A 21459-nucleotide genomic window follows, 5' to 3' on the forward strand; every position below is an offset into this window, starting at 1 on the left:
GTCCAAATGCGAAATCAGACCTACTTTACTTCTTAACGCTCGTTACTTTCCACCCTTTTTGATCAACCCACTCAAGATTTACCGTATATCTTTCACCCGGCTTACCGTCTGGACTTACTTCTGCGACTGATTTTTGTGGTCCGCCGCCATTTGCGATCTTCCAAACGGTCATGTTTTCATCAAGTCCAGTAGCGAGACGAATAGCCTTTAATTTCTCATTCCAGTCTACGCTGCCTTCTTCATAGCTCGAAGTATGTGTTCCGGTTTGGGATGTTCCGATCGGTTCGTTAATTTTAGGCTGACTAGCTGCTTGTTCTTTCTTTTTTGCTTCTGCAGCTTGTTCCTTTTTCTCTTCTTCTGCTTTTTTAGCTTTTTCTTTCTTATCCGCTTCTTTTTCCGGATCTATACCGATTTCTTGAGAAGGTTCTTGTTCTTCTTCTTTCGCTGCTTGAGAAGATTCAGAGCTCTCTTCCTCATCTTCATAAGCACTTTCATTATCTGGCTGAAGCTTTACAACTTTATGTTTAGGTTCTTTGCTTTCTTTTTTAGCTGGTTCCTCTTCTTCATTGCCCATTAATAACGCATCTTTCGGCAAGAACAATAGCGCTAAAAGGACTGCACTTAACGCACTGAATAGGACAACATTTCTTTTCTTTGTGCTTTTTTCTTTCTTGTTATATCTTCCCATCTATAAATCACTCCTTAAAATACGGTTCCCTCTATCTTTAAAACAAAACAAAAGAACTCCAGCTTAAGGAGTTCTATCAATTAAGAATCTCTTTTAATCACTCAACAATATTCGTAGAAATGGTGTAAAAAAATGAGGGTATTAAAAGCTTTGTTAGAAATTGCTATAGAATGTTTTCTTTCTTCACATAAAAAACTGCCCTACTTAGGCATTAAAAAGCATTATTAAACTTCTAAAACAACAGCCATTTCTTTACCGAACCGATCGCCGTTGTCAACAAATCCCATACTTTTATAAAGCTGTTGCGCTCCTATGTTTTCTGGGTGATAGCCTACTACAATTCTTTTTATGTTAGGCAATGTACGCATTTCTTCAATCATTAGTTTTGTCGCGATTTTCCCTATCCCTTTTTTCTGATAGTTCTTATCGATCATAATCCGATAAATCCAATACCCGTCAAGCTCTTCTTCATTCGTATTAAACATGAGAAAACCAACTGTTTTCCCTTCGCACTGAATAGCATAAGGTTTTAAAGTTGGTTCAAATTTAGATTGAGCAATTGAAACGGCATTAGGCTCAATGTGACTTGTTTGCTCTTCAGACACTTCTAATGTGCAGCATTCATACCAATTTTCCGAGTTTAATTCTACGATCTCTACAAGATTGTTATTCATAAATTCCCCTTTTGACTGTAATTATGTATCTACTTAACCTTACCATATATTCTCAAAAACAAGGCATTTCACACAAAGAAAAACAGTGCTTTCCCGTCAATGAAAGCACTGCATTTCTGCTATTGTTGATTACGCTACTGACTTCTCTTGTTTTGCGGCTAATCGTTTCATATCAAAACGTACTAAAATTGAAACGACGAGCGCAACAACGAACAGTCCTGAGAAGAATGACAAACTGTTTGCGTATGATCCTGTTGTGTCTTTGATCCATGCTGCGAACAATGGACCTGCAAGACCCGCTGCTGCCCAAGCTGTTAAGATGTAGCCGTGAATCGCACCAACTTGCTTTGTTCCAAACAAGTCGCCAATGTAAGCTGGAATCGATGCGAATCCACCGCCGTAACACGTATAAACGACTGCAAGCATCACTTGGAAAAGAATCGATGATGTTGTCTGCGGCAGCATGAAAAAGAGTGCAATCTGTAACACAAAGAACGTCGTGTACGTGTTTGGACGCCCGATGTAATCCGAAATGGAAGCCCAGCCGATACGGCCGAATCCATTGAACAATCCAAGCACCCCAACAAGTGCTGCAGCTTCAGCTGTAGAAAGGCCGATACTTTCTTGTGCTAGAGGTTTTGCAGCTGAAAGAATGGCGATTCCGCACGTTACGTTAATAAAGAGCATGATCCAAAGGTAATAAAAACGGCGTGTTTTTACTGCTTCGTTTGCAGTAAGTTGAGAAAGGTCCTTCTTGATCTTCACCTTTCCGCTTTCCACGTTTTCTTTAAATCCTTCCGGCAGCCAGCCCTCTTCTGGTTTTTCTAAATAAAGAGAAGACAATGTCATGATGGCAAAATAAGCGATTCCTAAAATAAAGAACGTGTTTGCTACCCCAACGGACTTGATTAATGTGTCCATGATCGGCGAACTTATTGCCGCGGCGAAACCAAAGCCCATGATAGCGAGACCAGTCGCAAGCCCACGACGGTCAGGGAACCACTTGATCAGTGTTGAAACCGGTGCGATGTATCCAACGCCTAGTCCTATACCGCCCAGCACCCCGTAAAAGATATAAAGCAGCGGCAGTGAGCCAATATTAACAGCTAGCCCAGATCCGGCAATACCGATTCCAAAGAAAATCGCAGCCAGCATACCTGCTTTTTTCGGACCATGCTTCTCAACAAAATGTCCTAGAAATGCAGCTGACAATCCTAAGAAAAGAATAGCGATACTGAACGTCATCTGTACTTGTGACGCTGACCAGCCAAACTTATCAATTAATGGATTTGTGAAGTTGCTCCACGCATACACAGACCCGATTGAAATATGAATACCAACAGCTGACAATGCAATAAGCCAACGGTTTTTTGTCTTTTTCATCTCGGAAATCCCCCCTAAAAAGTTAATTTTGTTAAGTATTCTTTCTTGTTATTCCTATTGCAAACAAAATAAAAAGGCAACATCCAAAAGAACTTATACAGTGATAAGTCTTTTAAGAATGTTGCCTAACATCTCTACATACTCGTGCAGAGAAATCATTCATCATTATTTTATAAAATAGAAAATAAGCAGATCGTGCAAATTTTCCATTTCAGTTGCAATAGTTGTAAACGCTTTTAATGTTATCAGATAGAACGGCAAGCCGCAATATAATTTTTTGATTTTTTTGACAAAAGAGATTTAATATGTGTTTCTTCTATTTGCACACATTTTATTTTACAGCGTTTGATCAAGTAACTCGAAAGAAATGTATCTTTGGATTGAGTAAAATCGTTTGGTGTGACCCAAAGTTCATGAAACACATCATAAAGAATTTTTTCAGAAGCTTTTCAATCTCCAGTTATTCTAACAGCAATTTGAAAAAGAAGTGCGCTTTTAAATAAATCTTTTTAAATACTCGCCAAAAATTTTATTCATAACTTTGGGTGTGTTTTCTAAATAAACATTAATTTGTTCAATGTTTGATTCGAATTTATCAGAGTTTCTTTCATCTGTTGGAAAATCAGATATTCCTTTAATAATAATACATTCAACATCATTCTTTTTACAGATATAAGCAATTGCACCCGCTTCTGTATCGGCTATTGTAATTTCGTTTTCTTTAAGTTCTATATAGTCCTTCCACATAACTACTGCTTTATCAGCGGTGGCAATTGTTCCGGTATAAAAATCATTTCCATATTTTGATAGATCAAAATTAACTATGAAGGATTGTTTAATAAGAGGCTCAATTTCTTTTACTGTGCAATCATATTGAACGGCTTTATCAGGTACAAAAATATCCAAATTACTGAACATATCATCTATTCCTGCACATGTTCCAGCAACGATTACTTTAGTTAAATTAAATTTAGAAATCATATACTGATTACCACCAACACCATTTACTTTTCTTACACCAGTACTATAAAAAACAAGCTCAGTATCATTAATTGTTCTCATGAAATACTCGCCATAAGGATAACCGAAGCGTTCGTTATCTTTTATGCTAAAGTATTCCAATGTCGCTTCATATTCCCACTTCGTTGCTATGCTTATTCCTATCATCGATTTATCACCCTACAAATATAATTTGTCACTATTGAATGTCTACACACGGTCTGAATTTCATTTTTATCACTATTCTTCTTTACTCTGTTTGTTGAATAAGAAGATCATACTTTTAATCTAATTATATATTCGAATAAGCCCTAGTCTAATCCTTTTTCGCTAAAAATTGGTAAGTCTATTAACAAGTGCGAATAAGAGCGCTAATTTCAACATAAAAACCCAATAAACATTGATATAACAACAAAAATAAGCAAGCTAATTCATATGCGAATTAACTTGCTATTTGTATTGCTTTTTTCTTTTTTATACTCCAAAAGAGAACCCGTTACATATAAACAGTACTACTCTAGTATTATTTCTTAGCCTTGTTTTCAATGGAATACTTAACACCTGCAACTGTACCTATTCCAAGCAATGCATATTTCAATCCTTCTAAAGTGGCACCTGGACTTGCTCCTCCAGATTCCCAAAAAGAATACAGGACTCCTAACACGATAGCTACAATGGGGATATACTTATTCGACACTCGTTCCGTTTGACGAATCGCATATAAAATCACAGCCAGACCGACATACGGTGAAAAATTTGCTGCCATACTCGCAAAATCCATGACTGTCACCTCGTTCACTGTATTGTAATGCTTATTCACAATATATTTTTATGATTTAAATAAAAGAACAGCAGCACAATAAAAAACAGCAGCACGACATGTGATGCTGCCTTAGTTCCATTCAGTTGAAATCTTTGAAATCGTTGTTCTGTATTCTTGTACAAGGCATTCAATTAATTCCTTAGCCGATTGTTTCTTACTTAATGCAGATGCTTGCCCTGCCCACATAGAGACCATCTCTTTGTTTCCTTGCCTTGCCGCTTCTTTTCTGATGTCTGAAGTTAACACATGCTGGATCGGATAAGGCGGCAAATCAGTTGCGCTCTCTAAACTCAACATCATCTCGTTCTTAAACCCTCTTGCGCTTTTTCCAGAGAATGCTTGTGTTATTTTTGTATTGGTATCCTTGCTTGTTAGGATGGCTGACTTGTGAATCTCGCTTGCTCCACTTTCTGGAACGGTTAAAAATGCTGTTCCTAACTGTACAGCCGATGCTCCGAGCGAGAAAGCCGCCGCCATCCCTCTGCCGTCCATAATTCCTCCGGCAGCGATAACAGGACATTTAACTGTATCAACGATTTGAGGAACCAATGCCATCGAGCCGATCAGTGCTTCATCTTCAGCATCCAAGAAAGTTCCTCTATGGCCACCCGCCTCACTGCCCTGTGCAACGATCATATCAACACCGAGTGACTCTAGTTCTTTCGCTTCTTTTACAGTTGTTGCTGTGGCGATCACCGTAATTCCGCTATTATGCAATTTTTCTATTAAACCAGCAGAAGGTTTGTTGAACGTAAAGCTTACAATTTTCACTCCCGCTTCGATCACCACGTTAAGCTGCTGTTCAAAAAGATCCTGGATATCCGGAACAGAACTGACTTCCGGAATGCCAAGCTGTTTCCGGTACTTGTTCAAATATTTCTGCATGTTCAAGATCTGCTGCTCGTTTTTTTCATAGACTTGTGGCAGAAAGAGATTCACGGCAAAGGGATCTTTCGTTAGTTTCATAATTTGCGAGAGTGCATTTCGTATATCTTCTGGTGACATATACCCCGCTCCTAGCGTTCCGAGAGCACCTGCGTTGCTGACTGCGGCTACCAGCTCCGGGGTTGTCGGCCCTCCTGCCATTCCTGCCTGGATAATGGGGTATTTGATGTTTAGTCTTTTACAGATCATATCTTGCTCTCCTCTCCCATACTTTTTCTAAATCATATCAAAAAGAAAGAGCTTTAGTCTGTTTTGACCAAAGCTCGATATCTATTACACGGCAATCTTTCAATCTATTTATGCTTTTACCAATTTGTACATAAGTACATCATCTACGTATTCATTTTCATTAAACTTAAATTCGTTCACTTTGCGTCCTTCTTCAACAAAACCAAGCTTTTTATAGAGTTCGATCGCTCTTGTGTTCGTTGAGAACGTACCTAATGAAACTTTTTCTATGATTGGATGCTCTTCTGCCCAGCGCAGCAATTCGTGGATCAACAGCTTGCCAATCCCTTTATTCCTGCAGTCTTTTTGAAGCATGATCGCAAACGAACCTGTATGATGCATTCTTTTGCGCTCTTGTGATTTGAATACGATCCATCCGACCACTTTGCCTTCTATTTCTGCTACGAACATGGTTTCTCGTTCGTGTTCAATAATCTTCTGAATCCATTCTTGATACTCTTCCGTCGTTTTGTTAAATTCCTCGGATACCGCAATAAAATAATCTTTTTCTCCAACGACTTCACGCTGAATCGATAAGACAGCTTCAGCATCTTCTACTCGTACAGGACGAATATGTGTTTTTTGGTTAGACATCATTAACCCCCTATCGTGAATTCCCCACAATAGTAAATAATATCCTTTTCTCATTTAAACCACTAGTATTTTTGTTGGGGTAGATCCGAGGGTGTACTGGCAGTCTTTTTCAGGATGATATTTTTTTGAGTAAAACTATTTTTGTTCGGTTGGAAAGAAAAATTGTTCGGTTGCGTCACTTTTTTGTTCGGTCATGCTTCATTTTTGTTCGGTCAACCGCCATTTTTGTCCGGTCCCAACCTCAATCGTCATTTACTTCCACACCAAACACTTCAATTAAGGTGACTGCCTGTTCAGCTGAGATAATAGCACCCCGCAGATCATCTTCCTTTACATGTATGAATGAAAATTGGCATTTGCTCAGATCTATACTTTTTAATGACGTGTCCGAAAACTGCACCTCTTGAATGGTTGAAGTCCCAAGTTGAAAGTTGTCTAGCTTTGCCTCGATGAAGTTTGCTTCTTTTAACAAGCAATTATCGAATCGAACATCTCTAAGCTCAGTAAGACTAAATAAGGAATACGGAGCAGGACAGTCGATAAATTGAACATCACGCAGAACCGCTTCATCAAAATCTGCACCTACCAGCTTACATTCAATAAATTCCACACGGTTAAACCGTGCACCGTTAAATTTCACGTTCGACAGATCACACTTTTCAAAAACAACATCATTCCATGCCGAAAATGGTAACTGGGAATCTCCCAAGTTGACACCCTTGATAAGAACTTCATTAAATTGCACATGCTTTGCATCAAGTGTTCCAACGGAAGATTCAATCTTCCCCATTTCGAATGAATCACTATCCCCCAGCCCGCTTATCTCTAAGGTTTCCAAGTGTTCAGGCAGATCTGGTTTGTTGATTGATCTTATTTTCTTTTTCAATACCTTCGCCTCATTTCACCATTTCCTCTTTACCGTCTGTTTCGACATAACTCGCATATTCCCTCTCACAAGACTCTATCACTGCAGATATATATTATAAAAGTTTCGTTTCTTTCGATTCCCGATTACTGACTAGGCATATCTAACTGCTTTTTCTCGATAAATAGTTCGTTCCTTAGTAACTAGGTTGATATTTTACAAGTCTGTAAAATGAAGTTAATGAAATGATTGTAAAATAAAAGCAGTTTAAAGCTTTGAAAGAAAATAAAATAATGGAGGCGTTGATGATGAAAAGAAGGCATGGAAACAAGAAGTTTCTTTCTCTTTTTTCTGTAGTCATTGCTTTAGCGATCAGTACACTAGCATTCATACCTACTCTTCAGGCTGCCGGTGATGGTTCCTGGACAAGTCCGTATTCTGTATCTCAAGCACTATCCAATCAAAACAACAGCATCAAAACGGTACAGGGGTATGTTGTCGGGCAGCCTACTGCTACCAATACGGTTGTGACGAGCAACTATCCGAACGATTATGCGCTCGCACTCGCGGACAGTGCTTCTGAAACGAACACGGCCAACATGGTGTATGTACAAATTCCGTCATCGTTCCGTTCAACATTTGGTTTGCAATCGAATCCAAGCTTAAAAGGACAATCGATTAAAGTTACAGGGAACTTAGCCGCTTATTTTTCACACCCTGGCTTAAAGAACGCAACTGCGATGGAAAAAGCAACGGGCTCTGACCCTGGAAATCCTGGTGACCCAGGGGATCCGACTGATCCGCCCGCGTATGACGATTCTTATTACGATTCAGCCAGAGGAAAAACAGGTGCAGCTTTAAAAAATGCCCTGCACAACATCATCGACGATCACACTGAACTTTCTTATTCAGCAGTTTGGGAAGCATTAAAGGAAACAGATGAGGATCCAAACAACAGCAGCAACGTAATTCTGTTATATACAGGACGATCTCAAAGTAAAACAACGAACGGCGGCGATATAAACGACTGGAACCGTGAACACGTTTGGGCAAAATCTCACGGTGATTTCGGTACGACGATGGGACCTGGTACAGACATTCATCACCTTCGTCCGACCGATGTAACGGTAAACAGTTCAAGAGGCAACCTTGATTTCGATAATGGAGGCACACAGCACTCTGAAGCCCTTGGAAACTACTATGACAGTGATTCGTGGGAACCGAGAGATGCGGTAAAAGGCGACGTTGCACGTATGCTGTTCTACATGGCTGTCCGTTATGAAGGAGACAGCGGCGAGCCGCAGCTAGAGCTGAACAACAACGTGAATAACGGAACGGCTCCATATCACGGTAAAATGTCGGTGCTGCTTCAGTGGCATTTAGAAGATCCTGTTGATAACTGGGAACGCAACCGGAATAACATCATCTATAACGATTATCAGCACAACCGAAATCCTTTCATCGACCATCCAGAATGGGCTGAGGAAATCTGGTAAACAAATAACAAAAATGGAGCTGTCCCAAAAGTAAGGTAAACTTACTTTTGGCAGCCCCTAATTTTTTCTTTTTATCAAAATAAAAAATAAATAAAATCGTCAACATTCTAATCGAGTTTATTAGATAAACTACTATTTTATAACGATGTACGTTATCTAAATAAGTTTAAATAAAATGAGGCATGACTTTAAAAGTTTTTATACTTTTAAGTCAGCCCCGTTTTTTTAAGTTATTTTTAGATTAGAGTTTTAGTGAACCGCGGAAACCCCTTGCAGCATAGTAGGAATCAGCTCCATTGTGGTACACGAAAACATGTCCGAAACGATAATCGCAGAAAATAGCCCCGCCTAATTTTCTTATATCTGAAGGGGTTTGTATCCAACTGGACGTTTTCTTATCAAAGTTCCCAAGTTTCTGCAAAGCTCGATATTGTTCTTCCGTTAAAAGTTCAATACCCATCTCAGCTGCCACGTCAAGTGCGCTATTCTCTGGTTTATGTTTTTTTCTCGCATCTAGTGCCTCACGGTCGTAACATAGACTTCTGCGACCTTTAGGACTCTCGGCCGAACAGTCATAAAAAACGTATTCATCGTTCTTTTCATTATACTCAACAACATCAGGTTCCCCTTCAGTTCTTTCCATCTCATTGAGTGACCACAGTTTTTCAGGGTTAGCTTCCAGTTTTGCTTGGACTTTGTCCCACTCAAGGTTTTTATGACGATCCATGTTTTTCTCAAAACGGGTTTTCAATGTTTGCAGTAATTCTTCACGCTGTTCCAGTGACAATTCCTTTTTACCGGTAGTGGTTGTCATATTCATTCCCCCTTATTGTTTAGCTCATAATAGATATTATAATTTAATTCAGAGACAAGAGTCTTACTGTGATGTTCAAGCAACAATCTTATAGAAACGAGCAAAACTACATAAACATTTCAAAATAAATCAGGCAAATTCCGCACGCAGCCCATGAGACCATGGCAAATACGGTAACGATCATATTTTCAGACCAGCCATGTTTTATGCCGTAATGGTAATGTATTGGTGTAAAGCTGAACAGTTTCTTCTTCGTCCTTTTAAAATAGGCTACTTGAATGATGACAGATAGTTGTTCGGCAAGATAGATGATAAATAGAATTGGAATCAAGATTTCTACGTTTTCAATGATTGCGAGAAATGATAACGTTCCTCCTAACGCTAAAGAACCTGTATCCCCCATAAACGCTTTTGCCGGATATAAGTTATAGATCAAGAAACCAAGTATGGTCGCGATCATGACTAAACAAAAAACTTTCACTTCTGTATTCTCCGTGATCACAAAGAAAAAGAAGTATGTAGGGATTGCAACCATGCCCAACAGCCCGTCCATTCCGTCAGTAAAATTGATCGCATTGGCGGTACCTACGATAAATAGTGTGATAATCACAAGATATGGAATGTATGGCAAGACAATGTGGAAGGATTCCGTCACCCTGATGCTCGTATCAATGTTGAACAGATCGATGCCAATATATAAAAGCAATATCGTAAATCCAAATTGAAAGATAAGCTTTGTTCTCCCTGACACCCCGCCAGGATCTTGTTTTGACGCTTTCCAAAAATCATCAAGAAAACCTATGAAACTAAATAATATAAATACACCTACCAAAAAGAGCATGCTGGGACTTGTGTAATAAAACAAAGCGACTATGATTCCTACGAAGAATACACTCCCCGCCATGAGGGGTGTTCCCTTCTTTTCCTGATGGTCCGCTGGAAGTTCCACCCTGATCGGCTGGGTCAGTTTTAATCTTTTTAGAGTGAAAATCAATACAGGGGCTATAAGAACCGTTAATAAAAACGTAATAAATGCAGGTGTTAGCTGTAGAAGCACGATAATCTCCTTTCAAGTTTGCCATTTATATAGAATTCGATAAAAGGCAAAATGTTCCTTCAAAATTAAAAGGGGGTCTGTCCCGGGACAGACCCGGGACAGACCCCAAACAATTCTGACAATTCTATAGGTCCTTGTGCTGTGGGTCTTCTGAGTGATGGACACACCTTTTCTGGATTGATACTGTAATAAAGTGTAAGAATTTTCAGAATAAGGAGATGTACAAATGAAAGGAAAACGCGTATTAGTTTGTACCATGCTAAGTACAGCCATGCTTTTATCCAGTGTAACCCCTGCCATTTTTGCCGAAGATTCTTCAATCAACAATCAAATTAAACCAGGAGATTGGAACCGTTCTGTTCAGCCTTCTGCTGTCCTTCACCCGGGGACTCCTGAAAGCGCTTCACTCAAAAGAGAGCCGCTTCAGAGAATCGATTCTTTTATCGAAAGTGAAATGGAGAAACGGACGATGCCGGGAGCTGTTGTTCTTGTGGCACGCAGCGGAAGCATCGCAAAGCATGATGCTTATGGCTACTCCGCTCGCTATACAGACGATCAGTTTACGGAAATGGACAACCCTGTAGAGATGAAAAAGGATACGATTTTCGACATCGCCTCCATCTCCAAGCTTTTCACTACAACTGCTGCGATGCAGCTGTATGAACAAGGAAAATTCGAGCTGGATGACCCCGTCGGAAAGTATATTCCTGAATTTAATGAGAATGGTAAAGAATCAGTAACGATCAGGCAGATCATGACGCACACCTCTGGCTTTACCGCATGGATTCCGCTTTACAACATGGGAACGAACCGTGAAGACAGGCTGCAGATCGCGTTAAAATACCAGTTAAAAAATCAGCCTGGCACGACCTATACATACAGTGACCTGAATTTAATCACACTAGGTGTTTTAGTTGAAAGATTGTCGGGTCAAAGACTTGATGCGTTTGTAAAAGAAAACATCACAGAGCCGCTCGGAATGAAAGATACGATGTACAATCCTCCTGCTGAACTTCGTGACCGTGTGGCAGCAACAGAATTTCAGCCAAACATCGGACGTGGCATGGTTTGGGGCAGTGTTCATGACGAAAATGCATGGAGTCTTGACGGTGTAGCAGGTCATGCTGGAGTTTTCTCAACCGCTAAAGACCTCGCCGTTTTCGGCCACATGATTTTACAAAAAGGAAAGTATGGTTCGACTCAAATTCTTGAGCCAGAAACAGTTCGCTTATTAACTGAAAACCAGCTTCCTCAGTTCCCTAGCAACTCACACGGACTCGGCTGGGAATTGAATCAAGGCTGGTACATGGACTCTTTAGCAAATGAAGAGACTCTCGGTCATACTGGATATACAGGGACGTCAATGGTCGTATCGCCAAAAAATCAGATGATCGTTTTAACGTTAACGAACCGGGTCCATCCATCTCGGGCTACCGTTTCGATGAATCCGATCAGACGTGAAGTGGCTCGTCTAGCTGGAGATTCGATTTCCGTCACTATAGGACAAAAGGATAAAGCTTGGTTTGCGGGGTATGGCGATAAACTTGCAAAGAATTTAACTTTTAAACTTGCAGAGGATCAGAATACACTTCACTTCCAAAACTGGTTCAGCATCGAAACCGGCAGTGACAAAGGGCTGGTTCAGGTTTCTGAAGACGGTGAAACTTGGACGAACTTACCTGAAGTTTACACAGGTAAGGATGAAAAATGGTCGCACGAAAAAGTGGAACTTCCTGATGGAACACAATTCGTTCGCTTCCTCTATCAGACGGATGGATCTGTAAACGGCAGAGGCTGGTATGTAGATGATGTGTATGCTACTGATTCGGAAGGAAAAAAAGAGAGATTGGAAGTAACCGATAGCCAGTGGGAACAGCGCAATTGGTAAAAAGCATGAAGCAGCTTTGCTCTTTGTAGCAGAACTGCTTATTTTTTTGAAGGAATATGACAATTATTACCGAAATATGTAAATAGAAATCATTAGGAGGAACAACAATGAGTAAATCATTAATTCATGAGATGCATTACTTTAGGATACCTGTGCTAGATCTTCAAGAGTCCATTACATGGTACACGGAATGTTTAGGATTTCAATTAAGACACAGCGATGAAAAACTTGCTGTTATAGAGCTGAAGTCCGGTCCATTACTGATTTTAGTACAGGGAGATCCAGATTCCCGGGGGCATTTCACCATAAACGGACAAGCGGAATTTTCTATCGGATTTACAACTTCAAATATTAAAGAGCTGCATTCATATCTATCAAATCAAAATGTAAAAGTGGATGAGATACAAGAAGACAACGGGCACAGCTATTTTCATTTCTTTGATCCCAGTGGAAATAAACTCCAAGTACACAATTAATTCAAAAAAGCAGTCACACCATAAAGGTGGACTGCTCATTTCTCTTTACCTTATTCCTAACCAGTTTCATTCCGTAATAATCCTCTCAGGTCTCGTATACACGTTCATCGAGTCTCCACGGATAAACCCAACCGTCGTAATTCCAAGTTCTTCTGCTGACTGCAGGGCAAATTCGGTCGGGGCGGACTTGGATAATACGATCTCGCATCCAATCTTCGCTACTTTTAACAAGATCTCTGATGAAATCCTTCCGCTGAACACGAGGATCTTGTCCCCTATGAAAATATCATTCTTCAAGCAATATCCATAGATTTTATCAAGGGCATTATGCCGACCGATATCCATCCGGCTCAGCACGATTCCGTTCACATCACACAGTGCTGCATTATGCACACCGCCTGTTTCTTTAAAAACACCTGCTGTTCCCTGCATTTCATTCATCAAACGGAAACAATCTTCAGGCGTCACTCTCACCCGGACTTCGTTCATAGATTTTGCCGTAAGCGCATCGTTCGCAAAGACAAACCCTTGTCTGCTCATCCCACAGCATGAGGTTATGTATCTTTTATTCTGCAGGTTTTGATACAAAGGGTTCAGCCGATCCGTCGTAACATGAACATAGCTTCCGTCCTCTTGTACCCAGATGTCTTTAATATCCTTATAGTTTCGTATAATGCCTTCTGATGCAAGATAGCCGACAACCATGTCTTCTATGTACTCCGGACTGCAAACCATCGTCACGAATTCTTCCCCGTTGATTTTGATCGTCACTGGAAGTTCGGTTACGATGGTGTCTTCCACTTGAGACGTTTCACCCTTTTTAAAATGAAGAACTTCACGTTTTGTTACAACAGGTTTCATGAGTGGTTTCCCCCTTAAGCGATGGGTTTATCGAAAACAAATACAGATACGGCCATGTCTTCATCAACTTTAAAATCTGAGAACAGATATACAAACTTTGCACCCGTCACATCTTCTAAACCTTCTGGCGGTGCTGTCGCGTAAATATCCTGGATGAGGCGCGTTCTGGCTGCATGCACCATTTCTTTGCCTTCAGATGTTCTCGCGATAAACTTCTCAGTAGGAGTCAAGTTGCCGTACATGGTTGAGATCGCCATGTTTTCAACAAAAACCGTGTGAATTTTCTCTGGCCCTTTTCCTAATAAATTTTTTCGCAGCTTTCGGATAATATCATTAAAATCATGTACCTTCTTAGACATTTGAACCATCACCACTGTTTCTCCATTTTTTACTAATCATACATGATGTACTTACTTTTCGCACGTGAAAAAATTTAGCAAGCTTTGAAGATTCATTGTTCTTTTTCTATGAAAACGCTATAATAAGAGGAGAAAAGTTGGATGCAGGAATAATGTTTTGTTCTTCTTCCCTCTTACCGAATTACATAACTCATATATTTTTCAGAAGCAAGAAGGTCGAGGAAGTGAAGTTCAGAGGAACGGAGCGTATCTTAATACGTGAGTACCGGATGGACAAAACTGACGAAGAGATTCGCTGCTTATGGGAAATATAAATGTTGGATTGGCTCAATAGTAAGTTCTGCTATTAAACTATTCCACCATGATACACATTTTCTGCGCTTCATAGAATTTGTGCTTTCGTGGTGGATTTTTTTGTACTTTCATATTTGAAAGGAAGGTCTGAAATGGATAAAATGATTCAAATCAAGATCGACGGGAAGGCGTACGAAGCACCAACTGGAACGTCCATCCTGGATATCATCAACAAAAATGAACTGCCTCATCCTCAAATTTGCTACACGCCGCAAGTGGATCCGATCGAGACGTGTGACACATGTATCGTTGAGGTAGATGGCAAACTGATGCGTTCGTGCTCGACGATGGCACTAGACGGCATGAGCATCCTTCGCTCCTCCTCTCGAGCGAAGGATGCACAAAATCAGGCGATGGACCGCCTTCTGGAAAATCACCTTCTCTATTGCACAGTCTGTGATAACAACAACGGAAACTGCAAACTGCATAACACGGCTGAACTGATGGAAATCGAACATCAGTCTATTCCCTACTCGCCAAAAGAAGAAACGGTGGATATCGATATGTCTCACCCGTTCTACCGTTATGATGCAAACCAGTGCATCACGTGCGGCCAGTGCGTGGAAGTATGTCAGAACCTCCAGGTGAACGAGACACTTTCGATCGATTGGGAACGTGAACGCCCGCGTGTTATTTGGGATGCTGGTTCCAGTATCGACGAGTCCTCTTGTGTCAGCTGCGGACAGTGTGTAACGGTTTGTCCGTGCAACGCCTTAATGGAAAAATCAATGCTCGGTGAAGCTGGTTTCATGACTGGATTGAAGGAAGATCTACTTGAGCCGATGGTCGAACTTGTAAAAGAAGTTGAGCCTGGCTACAGCGGTATTTTCGCCGTATCTGAAGTGGAAGCAGCTATGCGTGAGACTCGTACGAAAAAGACGAAAACGGTTTGTACGTTCTGCGGTGTCGGCTGTTCGTTCGAAGTATGGACAAAAGGCAGAAAAATTTTAAAAGTAGAGCCGAGTGAAGGCCCTGTTAACGCAATCTCCACATGTGTAAAAGGAAAATTCGGTTGGGATTTCGTGAATTCTGAGGAACGCCTGACTACTCCTCTTATCCGTAAAGACGGAGTGTTTGTAGAATCAACTTGGGATGAAGCGCTATCTTTGATTGCGAGTAAGATGAGCCAGATCAAACAAGATTACGGAAGCAATGCTCTTGGGTTCGTATCTTCATCTAAAATTACGAATGAAGAAAACTATTTGATGCAGAAGCTGGCACGCCAAGTTTTCGGAACGAACAACGTAGATAACTGCTCCCGTTATTGTCAGTCACCTGCAACAGACGGTCTGTTCCGAACAGTCGGTATGGGTGGTGACGCCGGTACGATTCAAGATATCGCTGAAGCCGGACTTGTTATTGTTGTTGGTGCGAACCCGACAGAAGGTCATCCTGTACTTGCGACTCGTGTAAAACGTGCACACAAGCTTCACGGTCAAAAACTGATCGTCGCTGATCTTCGCAAACATGAACTTGCTGAGCGTTCGGACATTTTTATAAGTCCAAAACAAGGAACCGATCAGGTGTGGCTGATGGCCGTTACAAAGTACATCATCGATCAAGGCTGGCACGATCAGAAGTTTATTGATGATAACGTTCATTTTCTTGATGAATTTAAGGAAGTTTTAGAGAAGTACACTCTTGAATATGCAGAAGAGATCACAGGTTTGAAGCAAGAGACATTGATCGATGTGGCGAAAATGATCCACGACGCTGATGGCACATGTGTCCTATGGGGCATGGGTGTTACGCAGAACACGGGCGGAAGTGATACGTCAGCTGCCATTTCGAACCTCCTTTTAGCAACTGGAAACTATCGCCGGCCTGGTGCTGGAGCTTATCCGCTTCGTGGACATAACAACGTTCAAGGCGCTTGTGACATGGGTAGCCTTCCAGCATGGCTGCCTGGCTATCAGCACATTACCGATGATGTCGCCCGTGCAAAATTTGAAAAAGCGTATGGCGTATCGATCGACGGCAAACCAGGAAAAGACAACATCCAAATGGTTGAAGGAATCGGGAAAGGCGAGATCAAGGCGATGTACTTGATCGGTGAAGACATGGCTCTAGTGGATTCTAACTCGAACCACGTCCATGACATGCTGTCTCAGCTTGATTTCTTTGTTGTTCAAGATATTTTCTTATCGAAGACCGCTCAATATGCAGATGTGATTTTACCAGCGGCGCCTTCCTTAGAAAAAGAGGGAACGTTCACGAATACGGAACGCCGTGTTCAGCGATTATACCAAGCGCTTCCGACAACTGGCGGTTCACGGCCGGACTGGGAAATCATCCAGGCGATTGCCATCCGTATGGGAGCTGACTGGAACTACTCGCACCCAAGCGAGATTTTTGCAGAGATGGCGTCATTAGCACCGTTGTTTGGAGAAGCTAACTATGACATTCTTGAGGGCTGGGGCAGCTTTCTTTGGGGAGATTTCAGCGGCAAGAGCACACCGCTTCTTTATACAGATGGCTTTAACTTCCCTGATAAAAAAGCGCGCTTTGCACTTTCTGACTGGATGCTGCCAGCTGAGTTCCCTGAAGAATTTGACCTGCACATCAACAACGGGCGTATGCTGGAGCACTTCCATGAAGGTAACCTGACGAACAAATCGAGAGGAATTCAGCATAAAGTGCCTGATGTGTTTGTTGAAGTGTCGCCAAGTCTTGCCGAGGAACGCGGTTTAATTGATGGTTCGGTCGTCCGGCTTATCTCTCCTTTTGGAGCCGTAAAGCTGAACGCACTTGTTACCGATCGCGTTAAAAACAACGAGCTTTACCTGCCGATGAACTCGGTGGATAAAGAGTCCGCCATCAACTTCCTGACCGGACCGGCCGTTGACCACCGAACACGTACACCTGCTTATAAGCAGACAAAAGTACGAATGGAGATCATCAGTCGTGAAGGCGAAGTGAAGCTGCCTGGCAACAACCCGAGAAACAAGAAACGTTATCCGCAAAATGGCGTGGAAGTAGATAGAAAATGGAACCGTCCTGGCTATGTCCACCTGACGGATGAAGTGTAGGAGGGCTGATTTGATATGGCAGAACCGATTACAGTTGTTAAGAAGAATGTAAAAACAGAAGAACAGATCCAGCAGGAAAAACTCGCCGAACTTCAAAAAGCATTATCGGAAAAAGACGCAGCCTTAACAAAGGCGCTCGATTTTATTGGAGAGCTCGATAAGATAGGCGCGTTGGAAGCAGCCAATGCCATGCTTGAAGCAAAAGACAAGATTGCAAGTATCGCACTAGGTCAAGCCTCACGCGAACCGGTCACGAACATGATAAACAATCTGATGGGTGCAGCTGGCGTCCTGACGAAGATGGATCCAGAAGTGACCGCGAAACTTCTCGATAGCGTCGTTTCTGGTTTGAAGCAAGGTGAAACATTTGTGGAGAGTGAACAAAAGATTGGAGCATTCGATCTTGTTAAGTCTCTGAAAGACCCTGACATTAACCGAGCAATCGGCTTTGGCCTTCATTTCTTAAAAGGCATGGGGCAGGAATTGAAGAAATAAAGAAAAGATGACCTTTTGGTAACGGGTTCTCTTTTGGAGGAGAAAATTGTAATTCACAATCCTTTTAGCAGGTGAAATAGCACTATAATTGGATATGACATAAAAAAACGACCAGATTTTTTTGTCTGGTCGTTTACTTATAACCATCTTCAACAATCGCACCCGATTGTAGAATAAGACAAGTTCTGATTTTTCCTTTTTAAAGCTTTATAATTTTAAATTAATTGCCCTAAGTGCCCATACCTGAACGACCTCCCCAAGGTGAGTGAATTGCGTGACCCTGCCCCCCATACTTGAAATAAAAAAAGGTACCCAATCAGGTACCTTTTTTAGGTGTTTGTTCGTTTATACGACCAAATCATCTTTTCTTTCTCTTTTTATGACTGCACTCTCCAAGTCCATGTCCAGACCCATTGTCTAAACTATTGCCTGAACCACTGTTTCTAGCTTCTGAAACCACTTGAACTCTTTCTAACCTGTTTCTACAACGTCTTCGCCATTCGTTATCATTTCGATGTTTATTCCAACTACTTTTGTCACACTTATTTCTTTTTTCGTGGCAGTCACACTTGTGATGTTTATGATCGTCTTTTTTGTGACAGCCACAATCATGATGTTTATGATTATCTTTCTTATGGCAATCACAAGAATGGTTACTCGAAGAACTTTCCTTCCAACTCATAACTAAAACCCCCTTTTGTTCTCGAAGGTAAACCTTCGATTATAATATTTTATGAAATAATTTAGAAAGTGCTTGTACATATCGAATAACAGCACCCAAATAATGCTGAGTGCTGTCGTAATTCTGAATATAATTTTTGAAATCATTCGTTTCCTCTGTGCTTTAGTAATTCAAAAATGTATTTCTCCTTCTTGAAGAAATGCACCTGATTTTATATTGATTTATAAAAATCTACCCCAGTGTCATCAAAACCTCTTCCTCATAAAAATGGTGAGAATCAACTAATCACATAAATAACCTATTATAGAATTCAAAACAGCCCGATTTATTTTGTTTGTTTATAAGGATAGGTGCGGGAAACGATCAAAGTCATCCCACGAAAATATGAAGCGTGTTTCCTTACCTAACTGCTGCAGAGCCCTCACTACAAAATAAGTTGTAACAACTTCACGGAAGTTTCCCATATGAACGGAACCTGACGGACTGATTCCGGAAGCGCAAACAAAAGTTTCTCGCCCAGGATGTTTTCTGATTAATTCTTCTGCTATTCGATATGCCCAATGCATCTTTCATCACCTCAAATTTTTTATAGTTGGATTATATATTGAACGTTTATCATTACCCCTCTGGGTAATTGAGAGCACAATCCAACGAAATACAGTATTAATCCCACGGAAATCAATTTTTTTCTTACGTTAATTGAATTAATCCCACGGTAATCGAAAAATAACCACGGGACGACAAGTTACGACAAAAACCTAGACTCGAATACCCTTCAATAACAAAAAAGCCCTCACCCCCAAGATTGTTCATCTTGAGGACGAGAGCTTATGAGCATTCGCGGTACCACCTCAGTTTGTTAACATGTTGCCATATCAACCTCTTCAGGTACGGCAATGAAAAACAATCACTTGCGCATACCCTATCTCTATAACGGGAGAACCCGTTGTAGTATCAGCGAGGATTCCCTCGCATCCGTACAAGGCTCAGAGGTTTTTTTCATTAAGACGATTATTGCTCTTTCTCACCAACCAAGAGCTCTCTGGGAATAACACAGCTTAATTACTCGTTCTCTTCATAGCCAATTTTTGTTAAATTTTTATTAGTATACGAAGTTTTTTAAAAGATGTCAAAAATTTTTTTGCGAATATTTTTCAAGTGTCGTTTCCCATCCTTTATGCCGCCAAAATTATGTGATCCCCCGAAAAAATGATGTGATACTAAGATTCATAGTGAAACTCTTCCCTCAACAGTCCCATCACGATGGTGTCATAGTACTTTCCATCGATAAAAGTATCTTCTCTCAGACGTCCTTCAATCACAAAACCGCATTTTTCATAGGAACGGACCGCACGAGTGTTGCCGCTCCATGTTGTATCCAATTGAATCCTTCTTAAGTTCATCGTCTTAAACAGGTAGTTGATTAAAGCTTTTAGTGCATCTGTTCCATAGCCCTTGCCCCACAGCTCTTTTTCTCCAATTCCAAGACCGACCACGCACCGTCGTGAAACAATATCAAGATTCCGATACCCGATTGAACCAATATGCCGCGATTCTTCTCCGAGGGTATAAATCGAGAATTCTCCTACCTCTCGCTTATCAATGGTACGAATATCTTTTTCATAGCTGGCTTCAATTTGTTCGAGCGGTACATGGCTATAGCGATATAGACCCGAACCCGCATCAAATCGTGCTGTTTCTTCATCGTTTCGCCAATGGTACGATCGCTTATGGTCTTCCAATGATACCGGCCGCAACTCTACTTTTTTTCCTGTAATCATAGGGGTGATCCCTTCTTTCCGTTTGGTTTCTATTAAACTTCTTTAGATAAATTCCAGTAACATGTACCAAAGGCATCACCCCTCTCACTCTTTATCAATTATTTTAAAAATGGTCTGATCTTCGGAAAAATCTTTACCGCCGTATTGTAAAAAACATCCTCATGATGCTCTTCCGGTATGATCTCTTTCACAAAATCAATGTATGGCTGGATTGGCACGAGCGGCCAGTCTGTTCCGAACAAAAACTTCTCATAGTTATCCGTAAAAGTCAGTGCATGCTTCAGGTGGTTAAAGAACCGCGGTGAATCTTTGTATCTATTAATATCTTCTCTCGTCCCAACGACTAGCCCGGAGAGATCCGCATACATGTTGCGATTCTTGTAAACTACCTCTGCTCCGTCCAGTGTCCACGGGTCACCAAAATGAGCCATCATAAAATTCACATCGCGGTGCATGACAGCTACTTCATCCAGCGTCAACGGATGAGAATACTTCAGCAATCCCCGCTCTGAATACGTATCCCCCGTGTGAAAAACAACCGGCAGCCCATATTTTGCAGCAAGCTTATAGACCGGCTGGTATACTTCGTCATACGCATAAAATGGATAATAGCCTAAGTAGATTTTCAATCCTACCACTTCCGGCTTTTGCACCGTTTCTTCAAGTTCTGCTAGTTCCTTCTCACTTAAATGATGCGGATTGATGCCTGCACAATACACGACGTTTTCAGGAATGCTCTCTTCTAAATCGATTCCCATCGGTGTAGCAGTCAAGGGATCCGGAAACCCCTCAACCTCTTTCTCAGTCAACCCCATCGCAATCCCGAGAACAACACCAGCATCATCGTACTCCTTTATAATTCCGTCATAGGAATAGTCCAGTTTGGACAGGTTGATTGCCGTGTGCTTGAAGCTTTCAATGTTCGAATAATGCATATGTGCGTCGATGATTTTCATGGACTCTCTCCC

General features: G+C 41.2%; 20 protein-coding genes, 1 pseudogene and 1 other annotated feature. Of the genes and pseudogenes, 5 read left to right on the forward strand and 16 right to left on the reverse strand.

From position 1 onward, the window contains the following. Window positions 1–25 precede the first annotated feature (25 nt). The 8 genes from UN64_RS11530 to UN64_RS11565 all read right to left on the reverse strand — a co-directional run bounded on the left by UN64_RS11530 (window position 26) and on the right by UN64_RS11565 (window position 7220). Entirely contained in the window at window positions 26–688 is a 663-nt protein-coding gene (locus tag UN64_RS11530) for a YrrS family protein (protein WP_077362796.1), read from the reverse strand. 224 nt (window positions 689–912) lie between these two features. Further along, window positions 913–1362 (reverse strand): GNAT family N-acetyltransferase, encoded by a 450-nt coding sequence (locus UN64_RS11535; RefSeq protein ID WP_077362798.1) that lies wholly within the window; start codon window positions 1360–1362, stop codon window positions 913–915. A 129-nt stretch (window positions 1363–1491) separates the two neighbouring features. Continuing rightward, the gene (locus tag UN64_RS11540) at window positions 1492–2745 is read right to left on the reverse strand and encodes an L-lactate MFS transporter (protein WP_077362800.1); all 1254 of its coding nucleotides are present in this window, start codon (window positions 2743–2745) and stop codon (window positions 1492–1494) included. Between the two features lie 495 nt (window positions 2746–3240). Then, window positions 3241–3912 carry a 5'-methylthioadenosine/S-adenosylhomocysteine nucleosidase family protein gene (locus tag UN64_RS11545; RefSeq protein WP_077362802.1) on the reverse strand — a complete coding sequence of 224 codons (672 nt, stop codon included), beginning with the start codon at window positions 3910–3912 and terminating at the stop codon, window positions 3241–3243. A gap of 355 nt (window positions 3913–4267) precedes the next feature. Then, on the reverse strand, window positions 4268–4525 hold the full coding sequence (locus UN64_RS11550; protein WP_077362804.1) for a phage holin family protein: 258 nt from the start codon (window positions 4523–4525) through the stop codon (window positions 4268–4270). Window positions 4526–4636: 111 nt separating this feature from the next. Beyond that, window positions 4637–5701: an NAD(P)H-dependent flavin oxidoreductase gene (locus UN64_RS11555; protein ID WP_077362806.1), complete on the reverse strand. Its 1065-nt coding sequence runs from the start codon at window positions 5699–5701 to the stop codon at window positions 4637–4639. A gap of 108 nt (window positions 5702–5809) precedes the next feature. Beyond that, the gene (locus UN64_RS11560) at window positions 5810–6337 is read right to left on the reverse strand and encodes a GNAT family N-acetyltransferase (RefSeq protein WP_139343085.1); all 528 of its coding nucleotides are present in this window, start codon (window positions 6335–6337) and stop codon (window positions 5810–5812) included. Window positions 6338–6575: 238 nt separating this feature from the next. Then, a complete protein-coding gene (locus UN64_RS11565) occupies window positions 6576–7220 on the reverse strand; it encodes a pentapeptide repeat-containing protein (protein ID WP_077362810.1) in 645 nt (214 codons plus the stop codon). Window positions 7221–7507: 287 nt separating this feature from the next. On the opposite strand from UN64_RS11565, the gene UN64_RS21290 reads away from it, so the two are divergent. Further along, window positions 7508–8695, forward strand: a complete 1188-nt coding sequence (locus tag UN64_RS21290; protein ID WP_425590116.1) for an endonuclease — start codon at window positions 7508–7510, stop codon at window positions 8693–8695. A 241-nt stretch (window positions 8696–8936) separates the two neighbouring features. On the opposite strand, the gene UN64_RS11575 is transcribed toward UN64_RS21290, so the two are convergent. Next, window positions 8937–9509: a DUF4256 domain-containing protein gene (locus UN64_RS11575; protein WP_077362814.1), complete on the reverse strand. Its 573-nt coding sequence runs from the start codon at window positions 9507–9509 to the stop codon at window positions 8937–8939. A gap of 106 nt (window positions 9510–9615) precedes the next feature. Beyond that, window positions 9616–10566, reverse strand: a complete 951-nt coding sequence (mraY, locus tag UN64_RS11580; RefSeq protein WP_077362816.1) for a phospho-N-acetylmuramoyl-pentapeptide-transferase — start codon at window positions 10564–10566, stop codon at window positions 9616–9618. Window positions 10567–10792: 226 nt separating this feature from the next. Between mraY and UN64_RS11585 the strand changes: the two genes are divergently transcribed. Continuing rightward, complete coding sequence (locus UN64_RS11585) at window positions 10793–12454, forward strand: serine hydrolase domain-containing protein (RefSeq protein WP_077362819.1); 1662 nt, start codon at window positions 10793–10795, stop codon at window positions 12452–12454. Window positions 12455–12561: 107 nt separating this feature from the next. Beyond that, window positions 12562–12930, forward strand: coding sequence for a VOC family protein (locus tag UN64_RS11590; RefSeq protein WP_077362821.1), 369 nt, complete (start codon window positions 12562–12564; stop codon window positions 12928–12930). Window positions 12931–12996: 66 nt separating this feature from the next. On the opposite strand, the gene fdhD is transcribed toward UN64_RS11590, so the two are convergent. Beyond that, window positions 12997–13791, reverse strand: coding sequence for a formate dehydrogenase accessory sulfurtransferase FdhD (gene fdhD, locus UN64_RS11595; RefSeq protein ID WP_077362823.1), 795 nt, complete (start codon window positions 13789–13791; stop codon window positions 12997–12999). 14 nt (window positions 13792–13805) lie between these two features. Then, on the reverse strand, window positions 13806–14150 hold the full coding sequence (locus UN64_RS11600; protein WP_077363750.1) for a Na-translocating system protein MpsC family protein: 345 nt from the start codon (window positions 14148–14150) through the stop codon (window positions 13806–13808). A gap of 446 nt (window positions 14151–14596) precedes the next feature. Here UN64_RS11600 and fdhF point away from each other — a divergent pair, with 446 nt between their 5' ends. Beyond that, complete coding sequence (gene fdhF / locus UN64_RS11605) at window positions 14597–17533, forward strand: formate dehydrogenase subunit alpha (RefSeq protein ID WP_077362825.1); 2937 nt, start codon at window positions 14597–14599, stop codon at window positions 17531–17533. Window positions 17534–17548: 15 nt separating this feature from the next. Beyond that, complete coding sequence (locus UN64_RS11610) at window positions 17549–18028, forward strand: helical membrane plugin domain-containing protein (RefSeq protein WP_077362827.1); 480 nt, start codon at window positions 17549–17551, stop codon at window positions 18026–18028. A gap of 471 nt (window positions 18029–18499) precedes the next feature. Here UN64_RS11610 and UN64_RS20930 read toward each other — a convergent pair whose 3' ends face one another. From UN64_RS20930 to UN64_RS11625, 4 genes and pseudogenes are all read right to left on the reverse strand, one after another. Beyond that, a complete protein-coding gene (locus tag UN64_RS20930) occupies window positions 18500–18673 on the reverse strand; it encodes a hypothetical protein (protein WP_171978883.1) in 174 nt (57 codons plus the stop codon). A 393-nt stretch (window positions 18674–19066) separates the two neighbouring features. Then, window positions 19067–19276, reverse strand: a pseudogene (locus UN64_RS11615) (lysine--tRNA ligase); the annotation flags it as partial. Between the two features lie 247 nt (window positions 19277–19523). After that, window positions 19524–19798, reverse strand: a binding site (T-box leader). A 132-nt stretch (window positions 19799–19930) separates the two neighbouring features. Next, window positions 19931–20491, reverse strand: coding sequence for a GNAT family N-acetyltransferase (locus UN64_RS11620; protein ID WP_077362829.1), 561 nt, complete (start codon window positions 20489–20491; stop codon window positions 19931–19933). Window positions 20492–20589: 98 nt separating this feature from the next. Further along, the gene (locus tag UN64_RS11625; protein WP_077362831.1) at window positions 20590–21447 is read right to left on the reverse strand and encodes an amidohydrolase family protein; all 858 of its coding nucleotides are present in this window, start codon (window positions 21445–21447) and stop codon (window positions 20590–20592) included. Window positions 21448–21459 lie beyond the last annotated feature (12 nt).

The organism is Fictibacillus arsenicus (genome assembly GCF_001999465.1).
In the GTDB taxonomy this organism is placed as follows: domain Bacteria; phylum Bacillota; class Bacilli; order Bacillales; family Fictibacillaceae; genus Fictibacillus; species Fictibacillus arsenicus.

Coding starts and splice junctions, on each gene's coding strand:
- UN64_RS11535 (WP_077362798.1), bottom strand. CDS start 1,362: ATGAATAACAATCTTGTAGAGATCGTAGAATTAAACTCGGAAAATTGG.
- fdhF (WP_077362825.1), top strand. CDS start 14,597: ATGGATAAAATGATTCAAATCAAGATCGACGGGAAGGCGTACGAAGCA.
- UN64_RS11555 (WP_077362806.1), bottom strand. CDS start 5,701: ATGATCTGTAAAAGACTAAACATCAAATACCCCATTATCCAGGCAGGA.
- UN64_RS11575 (WP_077362814.1), bottom strand. CDS start 9,509: ATGACAACCACTACCGGTAAAAAGGAATTGTCACTGGAACAGCGTGAA.
- UN64_RS11560 (WP_139343085.1), bottom strand. CDS start 6,337: ATGATGTCTAACCAAAAAACACATATTCGTCCTGTACGAGTAGAAGAT.
- UN64_RS11625 (WP_077362831.1), bottom strand. CDS start 21,447: ATGAAAATCATCGACGCACATATGCATTATTCGAACATTGAAAGCTTC.
- UN64_RS11585 (WP_077362819.1), top strand. CDS start 10,793: ATGAAAGGAAAACGCGTATTAGTTTGTACCATGCTAAGTACAGCCATG.
- fdhD (WP_077362823.1), bottom strand. CDS start 13,791: ATGAAACCTGTTGTAACAAAACGTGAAGTTCTTCATTTTAAAAAGGGT.
- UN64_RS11610 (WP_077362827.1), top strand. CDS start 17,549: ATGGCAGAACCGATTACAGTTGTTAAGAAGAATGTAAAAACAGAAGAA.
- UN64_RS11600 (WP_077363750.1), bottom strand. CDS start 14,150: ATGTCTAAGAAGGTACATGATTTTAATGATATTATCCGAAAGCTGCGA.
- UN64_RS11550 (WP_077362804.1), bottom strand. CDS start 4,525: ATGGATTTTGCGAGTATGGCAGCAAATTTTTCACCGTATGTCGGTCTG.
- UN64_RS11620 (WP_077362829.1), bottom strand. CDS start 20,491: ATGATTACAGGAAAAAAAGTAGAGTTGCGGCCGGTATCATTGGAAGAC.
- UN64_RS11530 (WP_077362796.1), bottom strand. CDS start 688: ATGGGAAGATATAACAAGAAAGAAAAAAGCACAAAGAAAAGAAATGTT.
- UN64_RS11590 (WP_077362821.1), top strand. CDS start 12,562: ATGAGTAAATCATTAATTCATGAGATGCATTACTTTAGGATACCTGTG.
- UN64_RS11540 (WP_077362800.1), bottom strand. CDS start 2,745: ATGAAAAAGACAAAAAACCGTTGGCTTATTGCATTGTCAGCTGTTGGT.
- UN64_RS11545 (WP_077362802.1), bottom strand. CDS start 3,912: ATGATAGGAATAAGCATAGCAACGAAGTGGGAATATGAAGCGACATTG.
- UN64_RS21290 (WP_425590116.1), top strand. CDS start 7,508: ATGAAAAGAAGGCATGGAAACAAGAAGTTTCTTTCTCTTTTTTCTGTA.